Here is a 26,480-nt window from a genome sequence, read left to right as displayed (position 1 = left end):
ATGGCACGTGAAAAAAAAGACCTGTCGGACTTGGCCAACTACAAAAAGTCGACTCACCTGATTCATGGCAAGTTTCATACCGACAAGTGGGAGTACAAACATCATGTCATTCCTCCGATTACCTCCTCGGCCGCCTTCCGTCTGGACACCTCGCAACGGGGGGCCAAGGGGTTCTTTGAATTTGCCTGTGACCATCTCCATAAAAAAAGAGAGGTGCCGATCTACATCTATGACCGTTTGGATGAACCAACGCGGGGGTTGCTGGAAGAAAATCTGGCGTATGCCGAAGGGTCTGAAATTGCGGTCACCTTTTCTTCCGGCATGGCGGCTGTTTCCGCCGCCTGCTGTATTTTACTAAAAGCGGGGGATGAAGTTCTGGCGCATGAGATCCTTTACGGTTGTACTTACAGTCTGCTAACCAACTGGTTGCCGAGGTTTGGAATCAAGACACGTTTTGCCAATCTGACCAAAGATTCGTTTGAAAAAAGGATCACCCCCAAGACCCGTGTCGTCTATTTTGAAACCCCGATCAACCCCAACCTTCAACTGATCGACATCAGGAAGATTCGCGAGGTGATTAACCGGGCCAATGCCAAGCGGGATGAGAGGGAGAGAATCAGTATGGTGATCGACAACACCTTTGCCACACCGTTTTGCCAGAGGCCGCTGGAGATGGGAGCCGATATCGTTGTCCACAGTTTAACGAAGGATATTGGTGGGTTCGGGACCGACATGGGGGGGGCGGTGATGACGTCCGAAAAATATGAAAGCCCGCTCTTTCTGTTTCGAAAAGATTTTGGGGCTGTGATCTCTCCCAAAAGTGCCTGGCCGATCCTTGTTTATGGTCTGCCGACGCTCCAGCTCCGGATGAAAAAACAGGAGGAGACGGCGCTCAAGATCGCCTCTTTTTTGGAAAATCACCCAAAGGTCGCCAGGGTCTCTTACCCGGGGCTCAAGAGTTTTCCGCAATACAAACTGGCCCAGCGACAGATGACCGATTACGAAGGGCGATTTGCCCCCGGGAGTATGATCTATTTTGTCTTGAAGGAGAAGGGTGATTCACCCAAGGGTGGTTCACCCAAGGGTGGTTCACCCACAAAGGGAGGGAACGAGGCCGCAGAGAAGTTTATCGATCATGTGGCCCGAAAGGCCTACACGATTACGCTCGCTGTCAGTCTCGGACAGATCCGGACCTTGATTGAAAATCCGTTTTCGATGACCCACTCGGCCTTGCCGGAAAAAGAAAAAACCAAAAAGGGGATCGAACCGGGGGGGATCCGGCTATCGATCGGTCTTGAGGATGCGGACGATTTAGTCCTTGATCTCAAGAAAGCTTTGACTGTTTGTTAAGATTAATTTCCTTTAAACTCAGGCATCCTCTTTTCAAGAAACGCGGTGACCCCTTCGCGAAAGTCATGGGTCCGGGCCGATTCGACAATCATCTCTGATTCCAGCGAGAGCTGGTTGTGAAGGCTGTTGTGAAAACTGGCGTTCAGGAGTTTTTTTGTCCGGGCGAAGGCCTCTGTCGCCCCCAAAGAAATGATCTCGGCGATGGTCTCGGTTGTTTTTTGAAGATCGGCGGCCGGGACAATTTTATTGATCAAACCCAGGGCGAGGGCCTCTTGGGCTGTCAGGTTCTGGCTCGCCAAAAAAATCTCCATCGCCTTTTTAAGCCCAACATGACGGGGGAGAAAATAGGTGGATCCTCCATCCGGTGAAAGACCGATCCGGCAGTAGGCAAGATTGAACTTCACATCATCGGCGCAGACGACGAGATCACAGGCGAGTGCCAGACTCGTTCCTGCCCCTCCGGCCGAACCATGGATAGAGGCCAAAACAGGCAGAGGGAGCGCCCTTAGTTTTTCAATCATGGTGTGGAGTCGGTCGGGCATCTCTTTGTTGACCGGGGTCTCCGATTCCAATTGGGACCTGAAAAACTTGATATCCCCCCCGGCGCAAAAACAACGACCGCTTCCCTTGAGAACAACCAGACGAAGTCCTTTTTCCTCTTCAGCCTTTTTTACTGCCTGAAACAAACCCTCAATGAGGGCGAGGTTCATCGCGTTGAGTGACTCGGGACGGTTGAGCGTGATTTCGGCGACGGTTCCTTTTCTCTGGTAAAGAACGGCATTGGTTTGATCCATAGAAACCTCCTTAAAGTTCATTTTATTTCATACTTGAGATCTTCGCATCTTTCAAATACGAAAAGACCCTCATGCTCATTGTCCTCAAAAAAGATGCCACCCAGGCCCAGATCGATGAGATCATGGAGAACCTCAAGCGGGCAGGGCACAAGCCCGACTTTCTCCCGGGGTCCGAGAGGGTGGCGATCGGGATCCGCGGGAATACCGGTTACATCGATGAATCGACAATTCCGCCGAATGATGCGGTCAAAGAGATTATCCATGTCACCAAGCCGTACAAGTTGGTCTCGCGGGAATGGAAGGCCGAGGATACCACGGTCAAGTTGCCCCATGGGGCGGTCTTTGGTGGAAAAAACCAACCTGTCATTATTGCCGGTCCTTGCAGTGTTGAGTCGGAACAGCAGGTGGAGGAGACGGCCGAATTTCTTTCCAGGCTGGGGGTCAAGGCGATGCGGGGCGGTGCCTTCAAACCAAGAACCTCCCCCTACGCCTTTCAAGGGAAGGGGGTGGAGGGGTTAAAAATTCTCCAGAAGGGGGCCCACCGGCACAAGATCTCGGTGGTCACGGAACTTTTGCATCTGGAATATTTTGATGAGGTAGTCGCCCATGCCGATATGATCCAGGTCGGGGCCAGGAACATGCAAAACTTTGAGATGCTTCAACGGTTGGGTAAAATCAAAAAACCGGTCCTGCTCAAAAGGGGGATGGCGGCGACGATCGAGGAATTTCTTTTAGCGGCAGAATATATCCTGGCGGGTGGCAATCAGCAGGTGGTCCTTTGTGAAAGGGGGATTCGGACCTTTGAGACCGCCACCCGGAATACGCTCGACCTGAATGCGGTGGCCTATATCAAGGAGGTCTCTCACCTCCCGATCATCGTTGACCCTTCCCATGGGACCGGCAAAAGCAGTTTGGTGCCCCCCCTCTCCCGGGCCGCGATCGCCGTCGGGGCCGATGGGATTATCGTTGAAGTCCACAAGGAACCGGCCAAGGCCCTTTCCGATGGGTACCAATCGCTCAACTTCCGGCAGTTTGAAGAACTGGTCGCCTCACTCCGTTCCGTACCTGCTTAATAACTCTTCGATATTTTTGACGACCACCCGCTGGTTGCCATTATCGGCGATGAAAAGGAGGTTTCCCTCGATCCAGAGGCGTCGGGGCCAGGCGAAGCCGTCTCCGGAGAGCGGTCTGTTCCCGTTGGTGAAGTTCAAGGTCATGTTGTCCTGACCTAGGACCGCAATGGCGCTCGGCCTGTCAGCCGCCGGCTTCTGAAAGACAAGAATCCGGTGGTTTCCACTATCCGCGACGAAGATCAGATTTTTCCAGAAGACGGCCGAATCCGGGAGATTGAGTGAAAAGGCGGTCGGTCGGCCGTCCGGATTGGCGACGCCGATCGTCGCCGTGGGGAGGGCCATCGGGTCTTCGGGGATAGTTTCATAATAGAAGACCCGGTGGTTGGGGGTGTCGCTGATCAGCAAACGTGTCCCATCCGAAAAGGCATGCCTCGGGATATAGAATCTCCCCGAGCCGGTGGTGGTGCAATCCCTTTCCCCGAAGAGGCGGGTGGCTGTAAGAAGCCCCCCCTCAGGCGGGAGGGTATTGAATGATTCCAGACTGAAACCCAAGACCCGGTAGCGTCTTTTGGTGGGGTCGCCTTGGTATTTTCCGGTATCCATCACCCAGAGCTGTCGGCCGTCACTCACCACGGAACTTGGGCTGAACCGCCCGCAGGTCGGGTTGGTCAGGGGAGGGTCGGCCGCGTCGGTCGGACTGGACTGACCGAGGATCTGAGGGGGGCCACTGGGGGCCCCTGTGGTTGGGTCTCTCCCCCAGATGAGGACTCGGTTATTGCCGCCAGCCACATAGATCCGTGAATTATCGGCCGCGACCGATTGGGGAAAAACCATCGTCTCCCGGTTGGGGGAGGCCTCCCCTTGTTGGGAGAGGTCTTTTTCAAAATCCGCCTGTCCCAGGACAAAGGAGGCCTTGGCCCCGGAGAAGAGGGGAATTCCCTTGTAACCGATCACCCGATGGTTTTCCGGATCGGTAATCCAAACCCCTTTCCTGTCGGCCCAGATACCGTGGGCACTGTTGATGAGCGAGGCTGAGGGAAGGGCATGATTGGTTCCACGGGAATCATAACGGGGCTGGCCGATCAGCCCGACGGCCGTGAGGTTATTCCCTTCTTCACAGAGGTTGAACTCGCGCACACTCGAGTTGGCGACAGCCACGAAGAGTCGGCACCCTACAGGAGGCGCTGTCGCGGCGGAAAGCGTCAGGGTCTTGTTGAGCCGGTAGAGGGTTCCTTCCGGGAAAAGGTCCTGATTTTTCTGTGTAAAATTTTCGAAGCCAAGGACCCGGTCTGCCACAGGACAAAGGGGGGTTCCCGTGTCGTTGTTCAGGGGGACATTATTGTCATCAACACACCGAGGGACCTCCGGAGACTGGAGATTGGCTGTGAAGTCGATCGGAAACCGGAGGAGCCGGTGGTTGAGGTGGTCGGAGACCCACAACCCCTCTTCCGTGGCGTAGGCCGAGACAGGGTAGACAAGGGTTGTGGCGTTGGGGATCCCCCTCTCCTTGTCGATGGTGTTGAAGGGGTGTAACCATCGCCCCGCATTATTGGTATTGTTTGTGGTAGGACCGGGTTGACCGATGACGAAGTCGGCTGAGGCGTCGTTCTCCTGCGGGATCTGGTTAAAAATCAGGACCCGGTTGTTCCAGGAGTCGCTGATGATCAGTTTCCCGTTGAAGGTGGAGACCCCATGGGCCGCAAAGAGGCTGTTGGCGGCGGGACCGGTATCCCCGCCCCCCCTGTTCTGGGCGGCTGAGATGAAATTAGCCTGTCCGATCACGACGTCAAAGCCCTGACCGTCTGTTGTGGGCCAGTTTCTCTTGATCAGGATCCGGTGGTTTTCCGAGTCGGTCACAAAGAGCGATCCTGTGGGAGGGTCCACCCAGACCCCGGTGGGACTCCGGAGCGACTTGTTGGTCGGTCCTCCCCCCTGATTTGGCAGATTCCACTGCGGGTTCGGTTGACCGATCACCACGTCGGCCGCATCGCCGTTCTGGAGCGTCTCAAAACGGTTCCAGATCAGGACGCGGTGATTCTTGGTGTCGGCAACAACCACCCTTCGCCCGTCACACCAGACGCCGCGGGGTTCGCTCAATGTCCCCAGGTGAGCGGTGCCGCCGCGGTTGGCCGCCGAAGAATAGAAATCGGTTTGCCCTAAAACAAGATCTGGCTCCCCTTTTTGGATATTATCGCCACACCAGCGGAGGACCCGGTGGTCTCCGGCATCGGCCAGCATGACGCAGACCGTTCCATCCGGTTTCTGGCAGGCAAATGGTTGATAGTAGGTATAACCGATCCCCTTTTGTTTCCCAATATTGGTGCTACAGTTGGGTTGCCCCAGACAGAGGGTGTTGGTCACTTTCAGCGCAAGGGTGGCGGCCTGAATCCCTTCCTTTCCGGGAATGACGAGGGAGTAGATCGCATCCTTGTCCACAGTGACCGTATGGGAGCCTTGGGCCGGGAGCGGAGAGGCGAGGGTTTCATTATCCTTGAGGAGTGAGGCGGTAAATGGTTTTTCGGTTTCCCATTCCAGGGTGACCTCGGAACCTTTCAGGACCTCAATCGTCCTGGCCGTTGAAGAGGGGGAACCGTCGGCGCCGATCAATCTGAATTTGAGAATCCCCCCGGAGTAAGATTGGAGGCCGTTATTTTGTGAATTGCCTTGGGGAGAACTCCCCTCAGGGGTCTGATTATTGGGGGAACCAGAACCCCCCTCTTTTTCGACCGTGACATATTCGACCTCTTTCTCCACACAGGCGGCGAGAAGAAGGCTGACAAAAAGAGTCAAGAGAACCGCTCGGAGGGACATACCTTGCTAGAGATGCAAGAGGGATGCCAGGGAGACGGAGAAACTGACTAAAAAACAGAGTTAAATCATTTGGTTGTAACGAGGAAGAAAGGAGAACCGTTCTCAAAATGAGAATTTTATCAAAATGAGAACAGTCTAACGACGTTCTTCCCGAATTCGAGCCAGTGTATGGACCATAATTTCAGTTCGGTTGAAGAGGCTGGCGGTATCCATAAACTCGATCCTTTGACCCGGCGTGTGGACGCTTCCTCCCTCAACGCCGACGGAATCGAGGGTAGGACAACCGACCGCTTGCGTGATACTGCCGTCCGCGGCACCGGCCTCCGGTTTTTCCACGAAAGGTCTGCCGGTGATCCTCGTCGATTCCCGTGCATAAAGGGCGAAGAGTCCTCTCGCCCTCTCAAAGGCGGTAGCGGTTTCCGGGGTATCCCTTTTGGGAGGACGGTGAAACTGGATGTCCGGTTTGGTCACGACCGGTTTTCCCTCGGCCGTGTGAACGTCAACCTTGGCGACAATTTCTGCCAGGTCTTTCCGGATAAGGGCCTCTTGGGACCGGTTTTCGTAGCGGACCTCAATCAAGGTATCGGCGCAACTGGGGACCGTATTCGCCCCGGTACCGCCGCGACTCCGTCCGATATTAAAAAGAATCCCGCGGTAAGACTTATCTCTCTGGGCCCGTTTTTGATACTCCCTGTTCAGGGCGTCCACTGCTAGTTCGGTGAAATTTCTTTCCAGAATCGCACTGGCCCCTTCTCCCGGTTTGGAGGAGGGGGCCGATTTTCCTTCAAAAAGGAGGCGGATATGTCCGATTCCCTGCCGTTCGATCGCCATCGAATCCCCGGCGTTTCTTTCAAAGACAAAACAGCCGGCCTGGCCGGCCGCCAATCTTTCAATATGTTTCCGGGAATCGAGCGAACCGATCTCCTCATCGCTACCCAGAAAAACGGTTACGTCAAAATCATCCAGAAAGCCCAACTGGTCCAGAGTATAGAGGGTAAAGAGGATGACAACGATCCCTCCCTTCATATCGGCAATGCCAGGTCCCACATAGCGAGGAATACCCGGGTTGTCGGTACCCTGCGGCTCCATCCGGATGAACCCCCCCTCCTCCACCCTTTTGAGGGGGTAGACCGTATCCGTGTGCCCGACCAGAAGGATCGGGATCGCCCCCTCTCGTCCTTTTCGTTTGGCCAGGAAATGGTTGCCAACGGTCCGTTTTTTGGGCTCCGCACGTCCCTGCTCGTCACAGACAAATTCAGCGGGATAATCTTCCGGTCGGATCGTCTGAGTGGTGAATCGGAGCGCCTGGAAAGCGGGATCCAGGGTGTCGATAACATGGCTAACCCCCTCGGGGTTTTCACTGTAAGAAGTTGTTTCGACGAGGGTCCGAAGGTACCGGATCATTTTTCTCCGTGTCTCCGGCTCTGTCAGAATACTGTTGGGGGAGGTTGTTGTTTCGGTCCACCGGTTGTCACTCCCGATCCGGACTTTCTTGACTTCGAGGGTTTCCCTGTTTTCGAAGATCATCTCGGTGGTTCTTCCCGGATTGGCGGTTCGGAACGTATAGCCGGCAAAATCATTCCCGAAAAAGGCGGTTCGGATCGCCCCCAACAACGCCGGCTGGTTGGCGAATAACCTCCCCTGTTCGGCGAGGAGGTATTCTGTCTGAAAATCGATGACTCGGTCTCCGTTTCTATCCATCGAACTGTACTGCTCCGGCGTGGCATCGGGAGGGAGCGGGATGCTGGAAATGGGGACACTCTGATTGATGGTATTCGGCTCACCCATAGGATGGTTTCTGTACCCCCTTAAATCGGAGGATCTGGGAGGAAGTTGCTAGAAAAAGAGGGGTTTCCCCCCTTAAAAAACACAACTTTTGGGGGAGAAAGACGATACAGGGCACGGTGTTATAGCTATGGCCCCACCGACCCCTGCTGATAACGTTGGACGCTGGTTTCTGGCCCAGCTCCCCCCTCCTCCCGCCGGTGAGCTTCCTGAACCGGAAGAGGTGGCCCCTTATCGGGAATTTGAGGGGGCGCCGCCGAAGCCGATTCCCCTCCCCCCTCCTCCCGCCGTACCTCCTCCTGTCTGGAGAGAGACCGCCGACTGGCTCTCCCAGGTGGGGGGGGGTTATGCCCTTGTGGCGGCCGCTTCACGCCGATTCCAACCGAACGGGTATTTTGGCAATTATGCCCGTTTCCGTAACGCCGGTTTCATCGGACTCGGGAGTTTCGGCTGGCAGGCGGGGCATGCCGGATACGAACTCTTTTTTGAAGAGGGGGGGGAAGATCCTGTTTTCAACTACCTGTTGGTTGGGGGGATGGGGCTTGCGGTTATGAACGTCAGCGTCGGTATGGCACGGGAACGGATAGTCCACCGTGTTCTCCAGGGAGGGTTGGCCTTTCCGGATGCGGCAACGGTGGCACAGCTCCGCTACCTGACCGGCACCCAGATCGGTCTTGGGGCTGTCAATCTGGGATTTGACGCCCTGACCGCTACCCACTTGAGGGAGCGGTGGCGTGAGGAACCGGACTGGCAGAACGGGATCGCCCTCGGTATCCAGGCAGGCTCTGTTGTCTTGTTTGGTGTCGGCCGTCACGATCTGGAACGGGCCAAGGTTTGGTTCAAGCGGCGGCAGTCTTGGGATGTCGAGGCGGTCGGGGAGACGGTGGCCCGAAGGATTCTGGCGAGCGGCATCCGGGTCAATGGGGTAACCGCGCAGGATGTCGCCAGTGACCCCTATTATCTGGTGGCGTTGTTTTTGGACCTGGAAGGACTGCCGGAACACCTGACTTACGGTGCGGCGGAGAGGAGCCATGGGCAGGTGATCGGAGGGGATTTGAGCCGGATGCAGGTGGCCCGCCAGATTATTGAGAAAACCGGTCCGGACGGTCGTCCGCTCCTGGGGGTTGTGCAGGACCCGCGGAGTTTCCCTTATGCCGATATGATGCCAGCCGTCTTGAGGCATATGGGGCGGGAGGTCCGGCAAAAAGACCTGGAGAAGGCGGTTCAGCGGGGAGAGTCGGGGCGGTGGTTGCGATGGTTGATTGATGAATATTATGACCAGGCGGTTCTTGCCGGCCTGAGGGTAGGGGAGGAGGTGGAGTTCATGCCGGGCCCGAGCCGTTCGAACCCCGGACATCCGATGGAGATCGACGAGATCATGACGGAATTGATGTCGGCACTGCAAGGCCAGGGGTGGGTGGCAACCCGGTTGCCGGCCAACCCAATCCGGATGGGGAAGGGGTCCAAGGTTTATCTCAATGCCATTGTGAGTTTCCGTGTCGGCGGACACCAATGTCGCATTATTTATTCCCAGGCCTCGGGAAACCCGATCCTCTATGCCTTTGTGGATAACGGTTTTATCAAAATCACCCCCAGAGAACTGGGGCCTGTCGATGACGCCCCGATTACGGTTTTTAAACGGTTCAAGGTGAACCTGAAACAGGCGCGGGCGGTTTTGGCCAGACGCCTGGGAGTTTCTTCGGAAGAGGTGAAGAAGGCCATCAAGGAGGGTACCACCGACTACAATGGTTTCTTAAAGGATCTCTCCGGGAATCTGCACAATTGGAGTTTTCGGCCGACTGAAGGAGCGGCGGGACGTGTTCACTGGGACAGTCTCCGGTATGCGGAAGGGGAGGATCCCGAATATTTCCTGGGGGTTGTCAGGAAGGAGGCCGGAGAGGAACCGGGTGACGGTTCTTTTGCTGATATTGAGCAGGCCTATGTGCAACTCCGTGCCGGGCTTGAAAGACTGGTGGATCCTCGTCCTTTTGTGAACAACGCCTCGCACACCCGTCTTGCCTTGGCACGGGACGGTTTTAGTCCGAATCCCCCCGTGGAACTTGAATTCGGCCGTGATTGGATCGGCGGAATCGAGTTGCTCTATCACGGGATGCGGGCGGGCGGTTTGTATGATGAGCTGATGACAACAACCTATCGTGTTCTTGAAGAGACCGGGGCGTACGGGTGTCACAGAGGGGATTGCATGGCTCATCAGAATCATCTTTCCTTTCCTCCGTCTATCGATCCGGCCGATCCGTCAAAACCTTTTGAACCGGTGGTTCGTGTCGCACGGGCCTATTCACGGTATCGGGCCGATTTAGTGGAGGCCTTTCCGCCGGCCCCCCAGAGATCGATGTATATCTCACCCCCCCGCAAGAGGGAGGCTTCGGCCCTCCCCAAGACGCAAGTAGCGGAGGCCTGGGCCGAGGTGGAAGGACCCTTTTGGAGCCGCTACCCCAACGAGGGGGATGACGATTATTTTGTCCGGATCGGGGAGCGGATCGCCGTCCTTTGGGACCGTCATACGGGGGAGATTAATCTCGACAACATTGTAACCGCCCGTGCCCGAGTGGCGGGTGATCCGAACCCTCAGCTGAAACTGGTTTCCCGCAGTAATCCTCCCCCAACGGTCGAATTCCGGACACGGGATACGCCGGAGAAACTGGTTGTGGGTGCCGATGGGAACCCCGATCTTGTGGTCGATCCGGAGGGACTGGCCTTCCAAAGGCGGGTCTGGGCCGCTTTTTTCCAGGCCGTCTCCTCTGGGAAGACGCTGGAACGGTCCCACCCCTCCCGGGTCGGCATCTCGCGCAAATAAGCCGCAACTTTGAGGCCAAACGGTCGAAAATAGGGACGATTTATAGTGAACGTCCGGCTTTGCCGGCGTGAACGCGGGGGTACGGGGGCCATCGGATCCACCTGAGGCGGAGTACGGGGCCCCCGCTAAAGAGGAGTCCCGATGGCTGATTATTGTGGTCCTGTTGCCCCGAAACCGGTCTTCCCGGAACCGGTGTTAGCCTGCCTGCCGGAAGAGCCTCTTTTCCGCAGTGACGATCTTCAATCGATTGAACCTCTCCCGGATTCCTACCGGCAGGCGGCGATTTCTCCGGCCTTGGGTGGAGCACCCCTTGTTGCCGTCGGTAAAAAAATGAAATCGCTCTGGAGTGGGGTCGCCGGTTTTGGCCGGAAGATCGGCCACGGGTTCGCGAGCCCGGTTAGCGGGCCGACCTCCCGACTGCTCGGTTACGGGGCGCTCTTTTACGGAGCCCCGGGACAGATTGAGGATTTTTGCGGTATCGATCAGGAGAACAATCTGGCCTGGGTCGCCGACCGTGGGGTCTGGTGGCTCGGTGGGGCGGATCTCCTGGCGCGGGGTGAAAAATCGGTGCTGGCAAGAGCGGGGCGTTTTCTCGGGGCCCCGCTTGTCCGTCGTCTTCCCGCGGCGGCGGCGTCGCGGGTCGGTGCCGTCGGCCGCTATGGGGGGAATACCGTCGGTCGTCTCTTTCTGGTGGAAGGGGCCGCCTTGCTGGTCAACGCGGCCTGGGAATCACAAAGCCCCCTCGGGGAAGTTTATACCCCTGCCATCGATGAACATGTCTATCGTTCCCAACAGGCCTGGTTGAGCGATCACCTCTTTTGGTCCTGGCAGAAACCGATCCTCTGGTTTGCCCATCGGGCGATCCCTTCGGTGCATGATGGTCTTTTTAATCACCGGGGGAAACCGGAGCTTTATCAATACGCGCGTCTGGAAGACACACTCCTCCGGATCGGGACAATGGTGCAGGTGGTCCTGCTCGATCTGGCGGACCGCGCAACGATCTATTCTCCTGACCCCCCCGCCCCAGCCGACCTTTTGGACAGACCGGAGGCATTGGAGAAATTATTTACCGAGCTCGATTCCGATCTTCGCTCCTGGGTGATCTCCCTCTGGAAGGCGGAAAACCCCTGGGTGCCGGAGGCGGCTCCTCATCCCGATATTGTGGGAGAAGTCCGTCGGATCTTTGATTATCAGGAAGAAGAAAGAAGGGTAGGTGGGGAGACAAAAAAGTTTGGACAATTGGTGGTGAAGGACAAGGTCCGGTTTGCCGCCTGGGTCCGACGGTTGCCGACCCTTTCTGCCGAAACGGTGATTGTCCCACGAGAGAGGTTTGAAGAGGCCGGCATCCCGCTCGCCCCTGCGGAGGTTTTTCCGCCACTCGTTTCTGTAGAAGGGCTCCCCCCAAAGAAGAAATGGGACGCCTTGAGTTTTGGAGAAATCCATGCCTTGGCGCAATGGGCTGACGGTGTGAGAAGGAACAGGCCGGAGATCGAGGAGCTTTCGAGAAAGATCACCGTTGGGGAACGGACCGGTGTCGCCTCCCTGCAAGGTCAGCATGAAAAAGAGGCGATTGCCTATGCGGCGGCCGCGATGATCCTCTCCTCGTTCCAAGCCTCCTCCCGGATTCCGGGGGGGATTTCTGCCTGGGGGGTGGATCCCTTTAACATCGGGGCCTCCGGGTCCAGTTGGGTGGAAGCGGTTGAGGCCTACGTGCGGGATGTTTTAAGAGAGGATCCCTCTTCCGAAGGGTGCTTCACCCAAGGGTGGCGTGTCCGCTACCCTCTTTTTGCCGGCAGTGCCTGGAAAAAGGAATTTGATCCGTTTTCCGGAGGGGAATCGTTGCCGCGCGGCCAGTTTTTTGTCCCCTCTCCGATCGGTTGGAGTCTGACCGATCCCCGTCGTGCGGAGAAAGATTACGAAATCTTTTTGGTCCCCGGCGGCGAAAGGGGGAACCTATTCGCCCATTCCGCCCTTTTCCTGGCCGGACTCGGTCCTTCGGAACCGTTGGAAGAGAGTCTCGAAAATCTTTCGGAGGATTTTAAAAAAAGGTCGCGGTCGGCGGTCCACCGTTCGGTGACGGATCAGATCATCCGGATTGGCCTCAATCTTGAGGAGGATGCCGCCGGTCTCCTGGAGCAAAGAGAAGCTTCTTCCCAGGAGGAAGCCGGGTATCAGGCCTTCCGGAGGCAGGTGGAAAGACCCCTGGCGATCAGTCAGGGAAGCGGGCAGGTTTTTGAGGAAGGGCCGGATCAGGGGGCCCTCTTTTTGACCCACCTCCGTGCCCTGGTGACGTTTGCCGCCAGAGAAGGGATCGAAACCGGTTCCCTGGGGGACTGGATCGATCGCTACACGGGGGAGGTGGTTCCAAGACTGGCTCCCCTTGTGGCGTTGTATAGCGGCATCACTGAATCGGCGGCGACCCCCGGCATTTATGATCAGGAGATTTTTGGTGGAAAACCGCTCTCACCCGAAGAGCTGTTGCAGGAGGAGTTCGCCACCTGGTTTCTCCTCAATTCCCCCGAGGGGGCGAACAACGGCCTTTGGTTGATGGAGCGGTTGGAGGAGATCAGGCCTTACGCAATTGACTCGATGGAGGCCAATCGTGTCGTAAAATCGCTCGGTCGCTGGGAAGAGGTGACGTTGACCGCCTGGGTTGTCCTCGAATTTGAAAAAATGGGGGTCTCGACTTCCGTTCCCTTGACAGATACCGGTATTCCGGAAGAGGTCCTGACCCGTCTGGAGGCTGTTGAAAAAACCCCGACAGGGAGCTGGAGATTGAGGGAAGGGCACCCCCGCGTCAGAGAGGCGCGGGCCTTTGTCGAGCGTATCCGGCACGATTTTGCATTGGTCGAGAAGGCGTTGTTGCCCGATGCCGAAAAGGCCGGTTTCAAGACGGTCCCGGAGGCGTATTCCAGTTTGATGAGGCCGCAGTTGGTGCTCGTTGAAGCGAGATCGGACCAGGTGGACAAAAGACTCTTTCTGCTTTTGAACCGTTATCTGGCGCTGTCCAATATCGTTCATGGGCTCGCCATCCCGGAGACGGGGAAATAGACACAACTTTCCAAAGGAGACGGCGATAAGCGACCCCGTATGACCCCCCCTGTCGTTTTAGATCGTGTCAGTCGGTGGTTTTTGGGAGAGGCGCATGCGGATTCCCTCCCCAAACCGGAATTTCCGGAACCAGCCCCGGTCCCCCCTTACCCCGGCTACGAATCGTTCCCTCCTGCAAAGCCGTCAGTTGTCGTCAAAAAGGAACCGGCCGGTATCAGGGCCGTCGACCTGATTGCCACCGGGGCGGTTGGTTACAGTGTGCTGGGGGCCGGGTATCACCGGTTTCGTCCCTACGCGGACTATCGTGCCTTCCGAAACGCCGGATGGATCGGGATCTCTGGGCTCCTCTGGCAAACCGGACGGGCGGCTGAAGAATTGATCTTTGAAGAAGGGGGGCCAGACCCGGTTCTCAATTGGCTTTTGTTGGCGACGATGGGGACAGCGGCGATGAATGTCGGGGTCGGGATCGGGAGAGAGAGAATCCTGACTGGGATGGCGAAGAGAGGGGTTCTTTTCCCCGAGGCGGCAACAGTCCGTCAGATCAAGACGCTTGCCTATACCCAGGCGGGAACCATCGGGGCGAATCTTGCCCTGGATGCCGTGACCGCGACCCATCTTCATGAAAGATGGCGTGAGGAGGCATCGCTGGAGACCGCCTTGATGCTGGGTCTCCAGGGGGGAGCTACACTCCTCTTTGGCGTCGGGCGGCGCGATCTGGAGCAGGTGAAACTCTGGGCCCGACGGCTGGATAATCGTCATGTCGAGGCGGTCGGTAAAGCGGTTGCGGAGAGGATTATCAGAAGCGGGGTTGTGGTCGACGGGGTGACCGCCCAGGATCTGGCGAGCGATCCATTTTGGCTGACGGCCCTTTTCCTTCATGCCGAGGGGTTGCCGGAGCATTACACCTGGCGTGCCGCGGAGAACAGCCGTGGCAAGAGCGAAGGAGATTTTGCCTCGCAACTCGTTGCGCAAGAGATCATGAACGGGACCGGACCGGATGGGCGTCCTCTGCTGGGTGTCTTGAACGACCCGCGCAGTTTTCCACCGGAGGAGACCCTGCAGGCGGTTTTAAGGTCGATGGGACGGGAGGTGACGACACAGGACTTTCAGGCGGCGGCCCAACGCTGGGAGGCGGGACGCTGGCTCAGATGGCTGACGGAGAGCTACTATTCGTCGCGTGTCGTTGGCTTGAACCAGCGATCCGGCCTGGAGGTGGAGGCGATGCCGGGACCGAGCGTTCTCCATCCGGGGACCACCATGGAGATGGATGAACTCCTGTCCATTGTTGCGAAGGGACTGGAGAGGGAGGGAAGAACGATCCGGCTGAAAGAAACCGGACCGGTTCCGGTAGGGAAGGGGGTCAAGGTTTACGTCACCGCCGACTACCATTTTCCCGTGAATGGAAGGGATTTCCGTGTCATCGTCCATCAGGGAACGGGAGACCCCTTGCTCCTTGTCTATGAAATGAATCGGGGGGAAAGGAGATTGTTGGATATTGATGTCTTGCAGGGGGGGGAGGTCGATAACGCCAGGGAGGTTGTCTGGCAACGCTTTGAGACCAATCGGAGGCATGCGATTGAGGAACTGGCCGACTATTTAAGGGTGAAACCGGAAGAGGTGGAGTCGGCGATGGGGAGCGGCCGGGTCAGTCTGGAAGGAAGCCTCCGTGACTTAAACAACAGTTTTCATCCCTGGCATTTTGTGAAGGAAGGGGAATCGAAAGGACGCATTTTCTTGAGTCCCCTGCAAGATGCGGGAGACCCTTATTTCCGGGGGGAATACGACACCTTTGAGGAGGCCTATTACGCCCTCCGGCAATCGATGGAGACGGAGCCGAGGAATCTCCAAACCGATCTGAGGTATGACGGGATTGTCATTCAGGAGGGGGATGCGGCGGTCACGATCGATTTTACCTGGGAGACCCTTTGGGCGATTGAGCTGATCTATCATGACATCAAACCGGGCCCTCTTTATGACGCGATCGTGAGAGACAGTGTCGAAGCCCTTTCACGGGCGGGGGCCTACGGGACCAGCCGTGGGGATTGCACCGCGGCCCAGGCGCATCACTCCTTTACGCCGCGTACGGAGGATGGTTTGGATACGGAAGAATCGTTTGTCCCGGCGGTCCGGGTGGTGAGAAGGTTTTTAGAAAATTGGGACCCTCTGGTCGCCGCCTTCCCCCCCGCTCCCCAACGGCGGAGGTATATCGCCCATCCGCGGGTGCCTTCTCCGGAACAGTCGCAACTCCCCCTTTCTGTTTATGAAGGGAAGGCGCTTGGTGAGATCATGTCGCCTCGGTGGGACCCTAAACCTGGGGAGACGGACGAGGCGTATTTCGTCAGGATCGCCCGCAGGGTCGAAGTCCTCTGGCCGCGCCACTTCGGGGCGATCAATCTGGATAATCTGATCAAGGCCCGGGCCAAGAGCCGGTTGGCCCGGGGAGTGGAAGGCCCTCACACAGCCGAGTTAAGCGACCTCTTGCATATTACCAACGGGCTCAGGCCTCCGCCGACAGTTGAATTCCGTGTCCCCAATACACCGGAGAGGATGACGAAAGGTCCCGATGGCAACAGGTATCTGGCGATCGACCCGGAGGGGGTCAATTTCCAGAGAAGGGTCTGGGCCTCCCTCTTTCATGCCTCCGCCAACGGCTGGCCTCTTTCTTCACCGATCAGGTAGGCCATCAGAGGAATCTTCTCCTTTGTGAGGACAAACGCGTGAGGGCAAAGTTTAAGAATCTCCCGTTGTTTGGCGGTCGGGTCTCCCGCTGATTTAAGCTCAAAACCGCATTCCTCAAAATAGAAATCGACCTCGGACTGGCTCTTTTCGCTGTAGAGGTAGCTTACTTCGGGAGGGTCAATCCAGCGGGTCATCTGGGTCAAAAAGGCGCATTCGTCCAGTCTTAAAGGGGGGAGCGATTCGTCGTACAGGCGTCTCAGATTCCAGCCGATGGCGGCAAAGACGCGAGCCATGAAGGGGTCCAGCGGATAGATCTTCTTTAACTTTGAGGGGAGAAATTTACCCCTTTGCAGATCGTATCGGGGGAGAACGCGGATCGAAAAATGGTCTTCCTGGATGTTGAGGAGGGTCTTGATCGTATTGGCGCTTTGGATATCGGTCCCTTTCTTCAGTGATTCGTAGCCGACGCGGCTGTTTAAAGTTTCGCAGAGTCTCCGGGCAAGCGAGGAGAGACTCCTCTCCGGTGTTCGCATCTTTGACCAACTCCCCAGTATCCAATCGACATAGACTCTCCAAAGGGTGTCCGGGAGATTCCCGTTCTTGTGAAAGGTGCCGACCGCTTTCGGGACCCCCCCTGTCAGGCAGTAGCTTTGCCAAAAGGGAGACCAGTCCACCCTCTGCTCGCCCAGCCACCGCTGGTTGATATGTTGGAAGTTGATCTTCCGGTAGGGGATGGTTTCATCCCGGTGAAAAAAATCCATGAATTCCCGGAAACTCCAGGGGCGTGCAAAGACGGTTTTCCCTTCGCCACGCCTTCCCGGAAGGCGCTCTCCACTTTCGATCAAATACCTTGCCTCGCTCCCGGTGCACCAGATCCGGCATTCTTTGAGTCGTCCCTCGGAGTGAAGGGATCTGAGGGCAAGATGCCACCCCTCCACCTCCTGAACCTCGTCAAGGACGATCGTTGTCTTTCCGGCGATGAGACCGAAGAGGTGCTGGTAGAGGTCGGTCTTGTTCAGGATGGCGGAACAGTCGGTAAAGAGAATCGTTTGAGAATCCTCCAGTTGCGAGAGAAAGAGCTTGAGTGAGGAGGTCTTTCCTATCTGTCGGGGGCCATAAAGGAGCGAGATCGATCCGAAAGGGGTTTTGAAGATCCTCAAGTCAACTGATGATTTTTTGAATAGATCCTCTTTCCCCCAGATTGAAGAGGCCTCAGCGACAGAAATATCGCCATCTAATATATTAATATTATTAGACTCTTTTTGATTTATAAAAAACCTCATCAGAGATGAGGATAATATTTTAATAACGGTATGTCAAGACGGATGCCTAATCCCGCAACCTTTTTGAGGGGACCGCGATACCGGTTCGGCCTATGGCTTCCCCTCGAGAGGTTGATGCGGGTCCTTCCGATCCGGTAGGCCAGTGGTTTTTGGCCCCGGGATCCGGCTCGGCCCTGCCCGAGCCTCCTTCCGTTCCCACTTATTCAGGGGCTGAAGAGTCTCCAAACACTCTCCTCTCTCCTTCCACAAGGGTGCTTCACCCAAGGGTTGAAAAAAATGGGTCCACGTTTGTTTCCTCGGTGGATCTTCTCTCTCTGGGAGCGTCCGCTTATGGGATGACGGGGGCGCTTCTTTATCGGGCCCACCCCTATTTTCAGAGTGCCGGTTTCAGCCGGGCCAGTCGATTTACCGCCCCTTTTGCCACCCCCATTGCCTTCCGCCGGGTTGCGTATGCCGGTCTCGCCGGTATCGGCTGGCAGAGCGCCCGTTCCGGGGTGCGACTGGTTACGGGTGAGGGGACCGAAGAGGAAAGAGAATGGGACCGGCTGGTCATGGTGGGGGCCGCCCTGGCCCTGGCCAACATCGGTGTCGGGGTCGGTCGCGAAAGGATTTTGGCCCGCCTACGTCAGGGGGATATCATTTTTCCGGATGCCGCCACCACACGTCAGATCCGGGCGCTCTACACGGCCCAAATGGGACTTTTGGCGGCCAACAGCTACGTAGATACAGTCGCGCTCACGACCCTCCGAGGGGAGTGGGTGGACGATCCCTCTTACGAAAAGGCGGTTTTGATCGGGTTGCAGGGAGGTTCGGCCTTGGCCTTCGGTCTTCGTCGGCATGATTTTGAAACAGCGGGACGACTCTTCCGGCGTGGCATGGTCAGGGGAACCGATGTCGAAATCGTCGGGGAACGGGTTGCCCAACGGTTGTTGGCCAGTGGTATCGAGGGTGTTCAAAGAGTCGCGGGGGACCCTTACTACCTGACCGCCCTTTTTCTGGATGCCGAAGGGTTGGGTGGATCACCCTGGCCCGAACATTTTACCTACCGGGCGGCGGAAAGAAGCCGTGGGTCTATCGAGGGGGATTTCCGGTCGCAGGAGACGGCACGACAGGTTGTGACACGGCGTGAAGAACTTCTGGGGTTGGCCAGCGATCCCTCCGGTTTTCGCTATCGGGAACTCCTGCCGGCGGTCCTCCGGCATATGGGAGTCGAGGTCAAGAAAGGGGATCTGGATGAGGCGATCCATCGGGGGGAGGCGGCCCGTTGGCTTCGTTGGCTTGTGGGGGAATACTACCCGCGTGCGGTTGCCGACGGTCAACGCCTCGGGGAAGAACTGGAAATTATGGCGGGGCCGAGTCGTTTGAATCCGGGTGAACCGATGCGGATCGGTGAGGTATTGGATACGTTGACGGAGGCCTTGACCCGCGAAGGCTGGGCTGTAGAGAAACAGCCGTCGCTCCCGATAGCGGTTGGTCGAGAGGTGAAGGTTTTTCCAAACGTCGTTCTCGATTTTGAACTGCGCGGCGACCGGTTCCGGATCCATTTTTCCCAGGCCTCGGGAGACCTGGCGATCCTGGTCTACCGAAACGGACGATTGATGGAGGGGATAGAACCGGTCGAGCGAGGAGCGGTGGAGGATGCCGCGGTCACCGTTTTTAAGAGGCTCAAGTTGAATCTTCGCCATGCCCGCGAGGCGTTGGCCTCGGAATTGGGGATCCCTGTGGAAGAGGTGAGGGAGGCGATCCGGAGCGGTCAAAGACAGGAATTCGGATTCTTCAAGGAACGGAATGGGGCCCTCCATATCTGGTCGTATCAAAGGAGCCGGGTTCATCTCGAAACCTTCCGTTACGGTAACGGTGTGGACCCTGATTATTTTACCGGCCGTTTTGATTCCTTTGAAGAGGCGTATCGGTCATTCCGGCATGGGATGGAAACCGGCGTCGATCCGAGACCGCTTGTCGATCGGGCCCCTTATACCCGTCTTGTGGCGAGACGGGATGGGGTGGAGTTGGGGGTTGATCTGACCTGGGAGCTGAATTGGGCGATCGAGGTGATCTACCATGGCCTTCGGGCCGGGGGTGTCTATGACGATTTCCTCCGGGTGACCTATCGGGCGCTGGCCGAGTCCGGGGCGTACGGCAATTCGCGCGGCGATTGTGTCGCCTTGCAGACCCATGCCGGGATGCCGCTCGTGACCCGTGACGGGATCCGGACGGACGAGTCGTTTGACCCGGCGATCCGTATCCTCCGGGCCTATGGAGAAGATCGGCCGTTTCTTGTCGAGGCGTTTCCGCCGGCCCCTCAAAGGAGGATGTATATCGCCCCCCCGCAAAAGAGGGAGGCCGCCCCGGAACTGACGCCGGCGGAGAGGACCTCTGCGGCATGGGATGAAGTGGCGAGCCCTTTCTGGAATCGGCAGCCGGGAGAGACGGAGGCGGACCATTTTGTGAGGATTGCTGAGCGTTATCGGAGCCTCTGGCCGCGTCATGTCGGGGAGATTAATCTGGATAATTACGTCACAGCCCGGGCCGGAAGGCAGGGTCTGGGAGATGGTTTTCATCTTTCAAAAAGAAATTCACCGATCCCCACGGTGGAATACCGCACAACCGATACCCCTGAAAAGGTTGTTATCGGGCCCGACGGACAACCGACCCTCGCGTTCGATCCGGAGGCGGCCGAACTCCAACGACAGATCTGGATCTCCCACTTCTATGCCTCGGTGAACGGATTGCCCCGCCGTCCTTAAAAGAGCTTTCTTGCATTGTTTTTGTAAAAATCGTAACTAAGCGCGCGGTGGTGACTCTCACGCAAATTGAGGAGGCCCGCAAACGGACCCGCGATGCCATCTATTATTCCCCGCTCGCCTCCTCCGAGGTCTTGAGTGAGGCCTCCGGCAACCGGGTGTTTGTCAAACTGGAAAATCTGCAGATGACTGGTTCTTTCAAGGAACGGGGGGCGTTAAATAAGATGCTTGCTCTTTCACCGGAGGAACGGGCGCGTGGTGTCTTTGCGGCGAGCGCCGGGAATCATGCCCAGGGGGTTGCCTACCATGCCCGCCGTTTGGGGATCCAGTCAACGATCGTAATGCCGTCCGGGACCCCCCTCATCAAACTGACCTCCACGCGCGGTTACGGCGCCCATGTTATTTTAAACGGCCCGACCTATGACGATGCCTATCGGGAGGCGCGCCGGCTTTGCGATCAGGCGAAAGGGGTTTTCATCCATGCCTTTGACGACCCGGATATTATTGCCGGGCAGGGGACCTGCGGGTTGGAAATCCTGGAGCAGAATCCGGAGATCGAGGCTGTGGTTGTTCCGGTGGGCGGTGGCGGGTTGATCGGCGGCATTGCGCTCGCGGTCAAACAAAAAAAACCAAAAATCCGTGTGATCGGTGTTCAGTCGGCCGCGGTTCCTTCCATGATTGAGGCGGTCAGGCAGGGGAAATGTCCGGAACTCCCCCCGGGTCAAACGATGGCCGATGGGATTGCGGTCAGAAAGGTCGGTGAACAGACGCTCCCGTTGGTCCAAAAATATGTGGATGCCATCGTGACGGTTGATGAAGAGGAGATTGCGAATGCGATTCTTTTTCTTTTGGAAAGGGAAAAAACCGTGGCGGAGGGGGCCGGTGCTGTCGGTGTCGCCGCCCTTTTGCAAAAGAGGACCGATCTTTCCGGCAAAAAAGTGGCGGTGGTTGTTTCGGGGGGGAATATCGATGTCAACATCCTTTCCCGGATTATTGAAAAGGGACTCGTGAAGGACGGCCGCCTCGTTAAGTTGAGGATTCTCGTTTCCGATCGGCCCGGCGGGCTTTCTGGATTGACGCGTCTGATTGCCGAATCCCGTGCGAATATTATGGAGATCGTCCATAACCGGGCCTTTGCCGATGTTGGTTATGCGGAAACGGAGGTCGCGGTGACTCTGGAAACCCGCGGGCCGGAGCATGTCGAAGAGATTATCGGGAAACTCCGGCAGGGGGGCTACCGGGTGACTCAAGACATCTAGATAAAATTTCTTTTTCGATTTTTTTCACCACCTCGCGCGTCGTTTGAACGGAAGAGAACCCCTTTTTTAGGCAGGTTTTCCAGAAAGTATCATCCCCCTGGAAGGTGGTGAGAAAAAGGGCCCGCAATTCCGGCGATTTTTCATCCGCAAAGTAGCCGTGCCATCCTTTGCCGCGGGCAGTTTTTTCGATCCATTCCCCGTTCATCCCCTTTTTAGCCTGGGCAAAAAAGGTGTGGCTGTCCTTGGGGACGCAAAAAATATGGGGGGCGGTCTCAAAGGTAAAGGGGTTGGGGAGGGCTGACCGGACCTCCTCCGGCACCGGTTTTTCAGACATTGCCACAAGGCGGGCCTGCCTCGCCTGCGAGTCAAGGCGGGCCGGTTTTTCCCAATAGTAACAATCCCCCAACTGTTTTTGGCCGGGAAAAGAACCGTTTCTGATCAAACGAACAATGTTCGCAGCCTCTTCCGGTTTCTTCAGTCGAAGGGAGTAGTGCATCCCGCTCACACCGCTCCAATAGGCGGGGCTTTCGAAAGAGTAGTAACGGTCCTTCTTGGCAACATCCCAGGTCTTGTCGAAAAGGTACCCGACCCCCTTTTTCTCGTTAAAGGCAATCATGCCGGATTCGATCAGAAACTTTTCCAGAAAAATCTCCTTTTCCATAAAAGCAACACCATGGTCGGCCGTCAAAATGAGTGCGAGGGGATTCCCGTTTCGGGTTTTATCCAGGACCTCGTTCAGTTTCTCCAGCATCCTGTCGGCCATTTCAAAGCTGAAACCAACCCCCCGGTTTTCATGCTGGGCGGTGTCGGTCGTGATCAGGTGGAGAAAAAGGAGGGAATGATCCTTGTCCCCTTCGCGGATCATCCGTTCGACCGATTCGATCCCTTTTCTTAAGTTGAAGAGATCCAGAAAAAAACGGAGGGCGACCCGCGGGGGGAGAGGAGAGACGGCGGGGCAGTTTTGTTTTACGCGGGAGACCGTTTCGATGAACTGCGGGTAGAATTTTTCGGAGTCGATTTGCGATAAAAGCGGGAGGATCAAGGGGCGGAGGCTTCTTTCGGTGCAGAGGACCTCGCTTGCTTCTGGACCGACGACGCTTTGGCCGTGCAGGAGTTGGGCGTATTCCTCCAGGGAAAAGGAGGAGTGATAGAAGAACAAAGATTGTTGACTTCGGAAAGGGGGGGCCACCTGATCCGGCAGGAAAATTTCTGGGATCGAGAAGCGGGGGTCGTGGGTTCGGGGGCCGGAGGTGGAGGGCCAAAAGACGGTCCCGACGTTAAAATTTTGCAGAATCACTTCGGGAGGGTGGATCTCCTCGTAAAATTCCTTTCGCTCGCTGGCCTGAAACGAAACCATCTTGTAACCGCGCCCCGGAACCGGTTCGGCAAAATAGTTTCCGACCAGCCGGTGGTCGCGCGGCTGTTTGCCGGTCAGGAGACTCGCATGATTCGTGTTGGTGATGGAGGGAAAGACCGGGGCGATGCCATTTCTTTTGTAGAGTACCCCCGGCGATTGAGAAAGGTTTCTTAAAAAGGGAAGGTCCGGCGCTTGAAAAAAAGAGCGGGAGTCCTTTTGTGCATAGTGGCGCAGGACTTTTTGATTCAGCTCAGGGGAAAGCCGGTTCGCCCCGAAACCGTCCAGACTCACGATGACGATAATGGTTTTGTCAGCGGCCGGAACCAGGACGGGCCAGAAAAGAAGGATCGCTAGAGAAAGAAATAATCTTTTCACGTCTCGGCCGATTGTAGCGAGCCGGGATCGGTTGTCCAGTTTATTCGTCCTCGGAAAATCCTGTTGCGCGTTTTGAGGAAAATATCTTATAGAAGGGTATGCCTGATTTTCAATACTTTGACGGCGTGCCGCCGGTTTTTGCCGACGACTCTCTTGACCACTTTGCCGTTTTGAAGAGGCTGGGAGAGACGACCTTGATCCGGGTCCAGGGGAAGGATTCGTCCCGGGCCGTCTTTGTCTCGACCCTTCAACATGGCAATGAGGACAGCGGCTGGAGGGTTTTGCGGGATTTTTTGAAGAGGCCGCCGAAAGATTACCCCTGGGACCTCTATTTTATGATTGGCAATGTCCCGGCCGCCCTTTGGGGGAATCGGTATGAACGACGCGTGGTCCCGCCGGAGGGTGAGGATATGAACCGTTGCTGGGATGTCGCAGAGACCACGCCGCTCAAGAAGACGGCGGGTGCCATCCTCCGATTTTTAAAGACCAAGAACCTGATTGCCAGCCTCGATATCCACAATACCACGGGGGTGAATCCCCCTTTTGTCGTTGTGACGGAGGAGGATCCGGACCGGATCCAGATCGCCTCTCACCTCTCGGGTGTCGGGATCTTTAGCCCCCTGACCGGCTGTCTCACCACCGCGATGGGGAAGTTTTGCCTCGCTTTCACGATGGAGTGCGGCCAGCGAATGCTGGAGTCTTCGAAAAAGGCGGCGGAGCAGGCGCTTCAGACATTTCTCAAGATCTTTGCCAAAGGGCCACGGCCGGCTGTGGAGAAAAAGCCGGTCAAGATTTACAAGGACTTGATCCGGGTCCTGATTCCCAAAGGCTTCCCGATCGGCGTCGAGGGGGCGAAAGAAAATGAAACGCCGGGTCCGCGGGATTTTCTGATCCCGAAGGGGTTGGATCTTTACAATTTCAGAAAATTGCCGGCCGGGACGGTGGTGGGGAGACTCCGTTCACCGGAAGTCTCGTTTCCCTTCCTCATGAAAGAAGACGGGAGTGAAAAGGACGTCGCCTCAGACTACTTTTACCAAGAAGGGGTTACCATCAAAAGCAAGGTTCCTTTCACGCCGGTCATGATGTCGCTCTCCGAACGGGCGATCCACATCGATTGCTTCTTTTATCTGGGGGAAGATTCCAAGACGGTTTCTTAACGAAGGACACGCCCGAATTGGTTGGCGTAGAGGACAGAGGCCAGGATCACCTGAGCGGCGCGACGGCCGTCTTCAATATCCCAATATTCTTCCTCCGTATGGATCATGTTGGCCCCGATGCCGACAAGAACCGTTGCCCCGTTTCTCTCCGGAACGAGGGTGTTGACGTTCGACCCACCGAAGGTCGGGATAAATCCGGGGAAGGGGATCCCGGCGAGGCCGTAGGCATTCCGGACCACCGAGAGGGCGGGGTCCCCGGTGGGGAGTTTGTAACCGGACATCAGTTTTCCACCGGTTAAGTAGTCCAGCTTTGCCGTTGCCCCGTAGCTCCCGGCGACCGTCTTCAATGTTTCCTCCCACTCTTTTCTTCGGGCCTCTGTCCGGTTCGGGTCTGCTGACCGTAACTGCCAACCATTGGGCCAGTTCCCCTCAAGTGTGCTGTCGGATGCCGGAAGGATCTGATTCACCTGAAGAAGGACCGTCTCGTTATCCCCCAGGAAATTGTTGGAACGAAGATCCATATGGCCGAGCGCCTCCGCCAGGATCGCAGAAACATTGCCAGCTGTGGGTAAAGCGTTCTCAGTCCCTTTAAGTAGGATTACCTTCGCCTTTTTTCCATCTTTATTGCGTCGGCTGGCGAGTTCTGCTTCATCATTGGCGATCTTTTCAATCTGGGACCTAAGGGCGGCGATCGCCTCGGGGGAATTTCCCTGGAGTTCAAAATCGATCACCGCATAATTGGGGACCTGATTGCCGTTGGGACTGACGACCCCTTCTTCAGCAGACCTTTCTTTTGCGAGTGAACCTCCCTGAAGACGGAAGAGGGCCCGCACGTCGCTTCGGTCCCCGACGCTCCCGTCCGCATGAACCCCTGCTTTTTTAAGGGTCTGAACCGTGAGGCCAATCGCCGAGATCCCCTGTCTTGAATAGGCAGTATGTTGCTTCGCCCCGACAAAGGCCAGACGGAATCTCTCTGTGACCGGAAGAGGAGGGGCTGTGAGTAATTTTGGTTGGTCCAGTTTGAGGTGACCGACAAAGATATCCGGCGCCGCATCGTTGACATCGGTCGTCATGAGACTATCGGCCACAAGGGCAATATCCCCCACCTTATGATGGTCGGCCAGGAAATGGGCCCCCGTCTGGTTTCCCTCCTCCCCGACCAAACCGGTAATGGTGATCCCGTCGTGGTTGATCCTTCTTTCTTGAATCAGTTTGATGACGTGGTAGATCTCGGCAAAGCCGGCGGCATCATCGGCTCCGAGCGGTGTCTTCCCGTCGGTGTGCAATCGTCCCTTTGTTTCAATAACAGTCTTGCCGGCATTCGGGACACGGTCGAGGTGGAAGGAAAAATTATAGGAGGGCAATGGGAGATGGGGGATGTGGGGATTCGTCGGGGGGATAAAGGCCACGACGTTCCCGGAATTGGGCATCACCTCACCGCAGGCAAAATCTTTCTGTTTTTCGGGAGGCAAGGCCCCCAGTTGTTCGAGCATTGTATCCATCCTCGCCTCGACGCCAATTTCTCTAAATTTCCGAATGACGTATTCGGCGAAGGCCCTTTCCTGACAACTCTCCGAAGGGATCGCCAAGGCCTCTTGGAGGGTCGCCTTGATCGCCTCTGCGCTCAATTCCCCAAGGAGATTGAGATTGAGAGAAGGTGCCGCCTTGACCCCCTTCCCTTTTTCATAGACCCTTCTTTCGGGGGTGACACGGGACGGTTCAAAGACAAGAAGGTCTTTGGCCTTTCGTCTCAGGGCTGCCTGTTCCAGGGATCCGGCGGACCATTCAGTCGGTTTGCCGTTATAGAAAAGTTCCCCCGGTTCCGGGTTGCCGTCCCCGTCGTCCTTCCACTCATACGGTTGACTGGCGAGTTGGGCGGCGGCATTGAACTGGGCAGCGGTGATGGCAACGCTCCTGACTTCTCCTGGTCCGGCCATATTACCT

Annotated in this window: 14 protein-coding genes; 8 read left to right on the top strand and 6 right to left on the bottom strand. The window is 56.7% G+C overall.

Going from position 1 to position 26,480, the window contains the following annotated elements; translation table 11 throughout:
* Positions 1-1,350: an aminotransferase class I/II-fold pyridoxal phosphate-dependent enzyme gene (locus HYS22_03435; protein MBI1909201.1), complete on the top strand. Its 1,350-nt coding sequence runs from the start codon at positions 1-3 to the stop codon at positions 1,348-1,350.
* 2 nt (positions 1,351-1,352) lie between these two features.
* Here HYS22_03435 and HYS22_03430 read toward each other — a convergent pair whose 3' ends face one another.
* The gene (locus HYS22_03430; GenBank protein ID MBI1909200.1) at positions 1,353-2,144 is read right to left on the bottom strand and encodes an enoyl-CoA hydratase/isomerase family protein; all 792 of its coding nucleotides are present in this window, start codon (positions 2,142-2,144) and stop codon (positions 1,353-1,355) included.
* Between the two features lie 71 nt (positions 2,145-2,215).
* Between HYS22_03430 and aroF the strand changes: the two genes are divergently transcribed.
* Positions 2,216-3,217 carry a 3-deoxy-7-phosphoheptulonate synthase gene (gene aroF / locus HYS22_03425; protein MBI1909199.1) on the top strand — a complete coding sequence of 334 codons (1,002 nt, stop codon included), beginning with the start codon at positions 2,216-2,218 and terminating at the stop codon, positions 3,215-3,217.
* Here aroF and HYS22_03420 read toward each other — a convergent pair.
* Together HYS22_03420 and HYS22_03415 are read right to left on the bottom strand one after the other, a co-directional pair.
* The gene (locus tag HYS22_03420) at positions 3,194-6,028 is read right to left on the bottom strand and encodes a hypothetical protein (GenBank protein MBI1909198.1); all 2,835 of its coding nucleotides are present in this window, start codon (positions 6,026-6,028) and stop codon (positions 3,194-3,196) included. The two genes, aroF and HYS22_03420, sit on opposite strands and share 24 nt — an antisense overlap.
* A gap of 135 nt (positions 6,029-6,163) precedes the next feature.
* On the bottom strand, positions 6,164-7,816 hold the full coding sequence (locus HYS22_03415; protein ID MBI1909197.1) for a M20/M25/M40 family metallo-hydrolase: 1,653 nt from the start codon (positions 7,814-7,816) through the stop codon (positions 6,164-6,166).
* A 127-nt stretch (positions 7,817-7,943) separates the two neighbouring features.
* Between HYS22_03415 and HYS22_03410 the strand changes: the two genes are divergently transcribed.
* The 3 genes from HYS22_03410 (at position 7,944) to HYS22_03400 (ending at position 16,361) form a co-directional block, all read left to right on the top strand.
* Positions 7,944-10,631 carry a hypothetical protein gene (locus HYS22_03410; GenBank protein ID MBI1909196.1) on the top strand — a complete coding sequence of 896 codons (2,688 nt, stop codon included), beginning with the start codon at positions 7,944-7,946 and terminating at the stop codon, positions 10,629-10,631.
* 141 nt (positions 10,632-10,772) lie between these two features.
* Positions 10,773-13,682: a hypothetical protein gene (locus tag HYS22_03405; GenBank protein MBI1909195.1), complete on the top strand. Its 2,910-nt coding sequence runs from the start codon at positions 10,773-10,775 to the stop codon at positions 13,680-13,682.
* A 39-nt stretch (positions 13,683-13,721) separates the two neighbouring features.
* Positions 13,722-16,361 (top strand): hypothetical protein, encoded by a 2,640-nt coding sequence (locus HYS22_03400; GenBank protein ID MBI1909194.1) that lies wholly within the window; start codon positions 13,722-13,724, stop codon positions 16,359-16,361.
* On the opposite strand, the gene HYS22_03395 is transcribed toward HYS22_03400, so the two are convergent.
* On the bottom strand, positions 16,316-17,644 hold the full coding sequence (locus HYS22_03395; GenBank protein MBI1909193.1) for an ATP-binding protein: 1,329 nt from the start codon (positions 17,642-17,644) through the stop codon (positions 16,316-16,318). The two genes, HYS22_03400 and HYS22_03395, sit on opposite strands and share 46 nt — an antisense overlap.
* Before the next feature lie 92 nt (positions 17,645-17,736).
* Between HYS22_03395 and HYS22_03390 the strand changes: the two genes are divergently transcribed.
* Together HYS22_03390 and HYS22_03385 are read left to right on the top strand one after the other, a co-directional pair.
* The gene (locus tag HYS22_03390; GenBank protein MBI1909192.1) at positions 17,737-20,391 is read left to right on the top strand and encodes a hypothetical protein; all 2,655 of its coding nucleotides are present in this window, start codon (positions 17,737-17,739) and stop codon (positions 20,389-20,391) included.
* A gap of 47 nt (positions 20,392-20,438) precedes the next feature.
* On the top strand, positions 20,439-21,647 hold the full coding sequence (locus tag HYS22_03385; GenBank protein MBI1909191.1) for a threonine ammonia-lyase: 1,209 nt from the start codon (positions 20,439-20,441) through the stop codon (positions 21,645-21,647).
* On the opposite strand, the gene HYS22_03380 is transcribed toward HYS22_03385, so the two are convergent.
* Positions 21,598-23,379 (bottom strand): alkaline phosphatase family protein, encoded by a 1,782-nt coding sequence (locus HYS22_03380; GenBank protein MBI1909190.1) that lies wholly within the window; start codon positions 23,377-23,379, stop codon positions 21,598-21,600. The genes HYS22_03385 and HYS22_03380 overlap by 50 nt on opposite strands.
* Positions 23,380-23,477: 98 nt before the next feature.
* Between HYS22_03380 and HYS22_03375 the strand changes: the two genes are divergently transcribed.
* Complete coding sequence (locus HYS22_03375) at positions 23,478-24,536, top strand: succinylglutamate desuccinylase/aspartoacylase family protein (protein MBI1909189.1); 1,059 nt, start codon at positions 23,478-23,480, stop codon at positions 24,534-24,536.
* Here the strand turns inward: HYS22_03375 and HYS22_03370 are convergent.
* Complete coding sequence (locus tag HYS22_03370; GenBank protein MBI1909188.1) at positions 24,533-26,473, bottom strand: hypothetical protein; 1,941 nt, start codon at positions 26,471-26,473, stop codon at positions 24,533-24,535. The genes HYS22_03375 and HYS22_03370 overlap by 4 nt on opposite strands.
* Positions 26,474-26,480 lie beyond the last annotated feature (7 nt).

The sequence above is a fragment of the Deltaproteobacteria bacterium genome, from assembly GCA_016177765.1.
Taxonomy (GTDB): Bacteria; UBA10199; UBA10199; order JACPAL01; family JACOUP01; genus JACOUP01.
This window is presented reverse-complemented; position numbering and strand designations above follow the sequence as displayed.

Bases quoted from the DNA above. Each gene is read 5' to 3' on its own strand.
- aroF (MBI1909199.1), top strand. From the start codon at position 2,216: ATGCTCATTGTCCTCAAAAAAGATGCCACCCAGGCCCAGATCGATGAG.
- HYS22_03370 (MBI1909188.1), bottom strand. From the start codon at position 26,473: ATGGCCGGACCAGGAGAAGTCAGGAGCGTTGCCATCACCGCTGCCCAG.
- HYS22_03395 (MBI1909193.1), bottom strand. From the start codon at position 17,644: ATGAGGTTTTTTATAAATCAAAAAGAGTCTAATAATATTAATATATTA.
- HYS22_03410 (MBI1909196.1), top strand. From the start codon at position 7,944: ATGGCCCCACCGACCCCTGCTGATAACGTTGGACGCTGGTTTCTGGCC.
- HYS22_03400 (MBI1909194.1), top strand. From the start codon at position 13,722: ATGACCCCCCCTGTCGTTTTAGATCGTGTCAGTCGGTGGTTTTTGGGA.
- HYS22_03420 (MBI1909198.1), bottom strand. From the start codon at position 6,028: ATGTCCCTCCGAGCGGTTCTCTTGACTCTTTTTGTCAGCCTTCTTCTC.
- HYS22_03375 (MBI1909189.1), top strand. From the start codon at position 23,478: ATGCCTGATTTTCAATACTTTGACGGCGTGCCGCCGGTTTTTGCCGAC.
- HYS22_03435 (MBI1909201.1), top strand. From the start codon at position 1: ATGGCACGTGAAAAAAAAGACCTGTCGGACTTGGCCAACTACAAAAAG.
- HYS22_03415 (MBI1909197.1), bottom strand. From the start codon at position 7,816: ATGGGTGAGCCGAATACCATCAATCAGAGTGTCCCCATTTCCAGCATC.
- HYS22_03405 (MBI1909195.1), top strand. From the start codon at position 10,773: ATGGCTGATTATTGTGGTCCTGTTGCCCCGAAACCGGTCTTCCCGGAA.
- HYS22_03390 (MBI1909192.1), top strand. From the start codon at position 17,737: ATGGCTTCCCCTCGAGAGGTTGATGCGGGTCCTTCCGATCCGGTAGGC.
- HYS22_03430 (MBI1909200.1), bottom strand. From the start codon at position 2,144: ATGGATCAAACCAATGCCGTTCTTTACCAGAGAAAAGGAACCGTCGCC.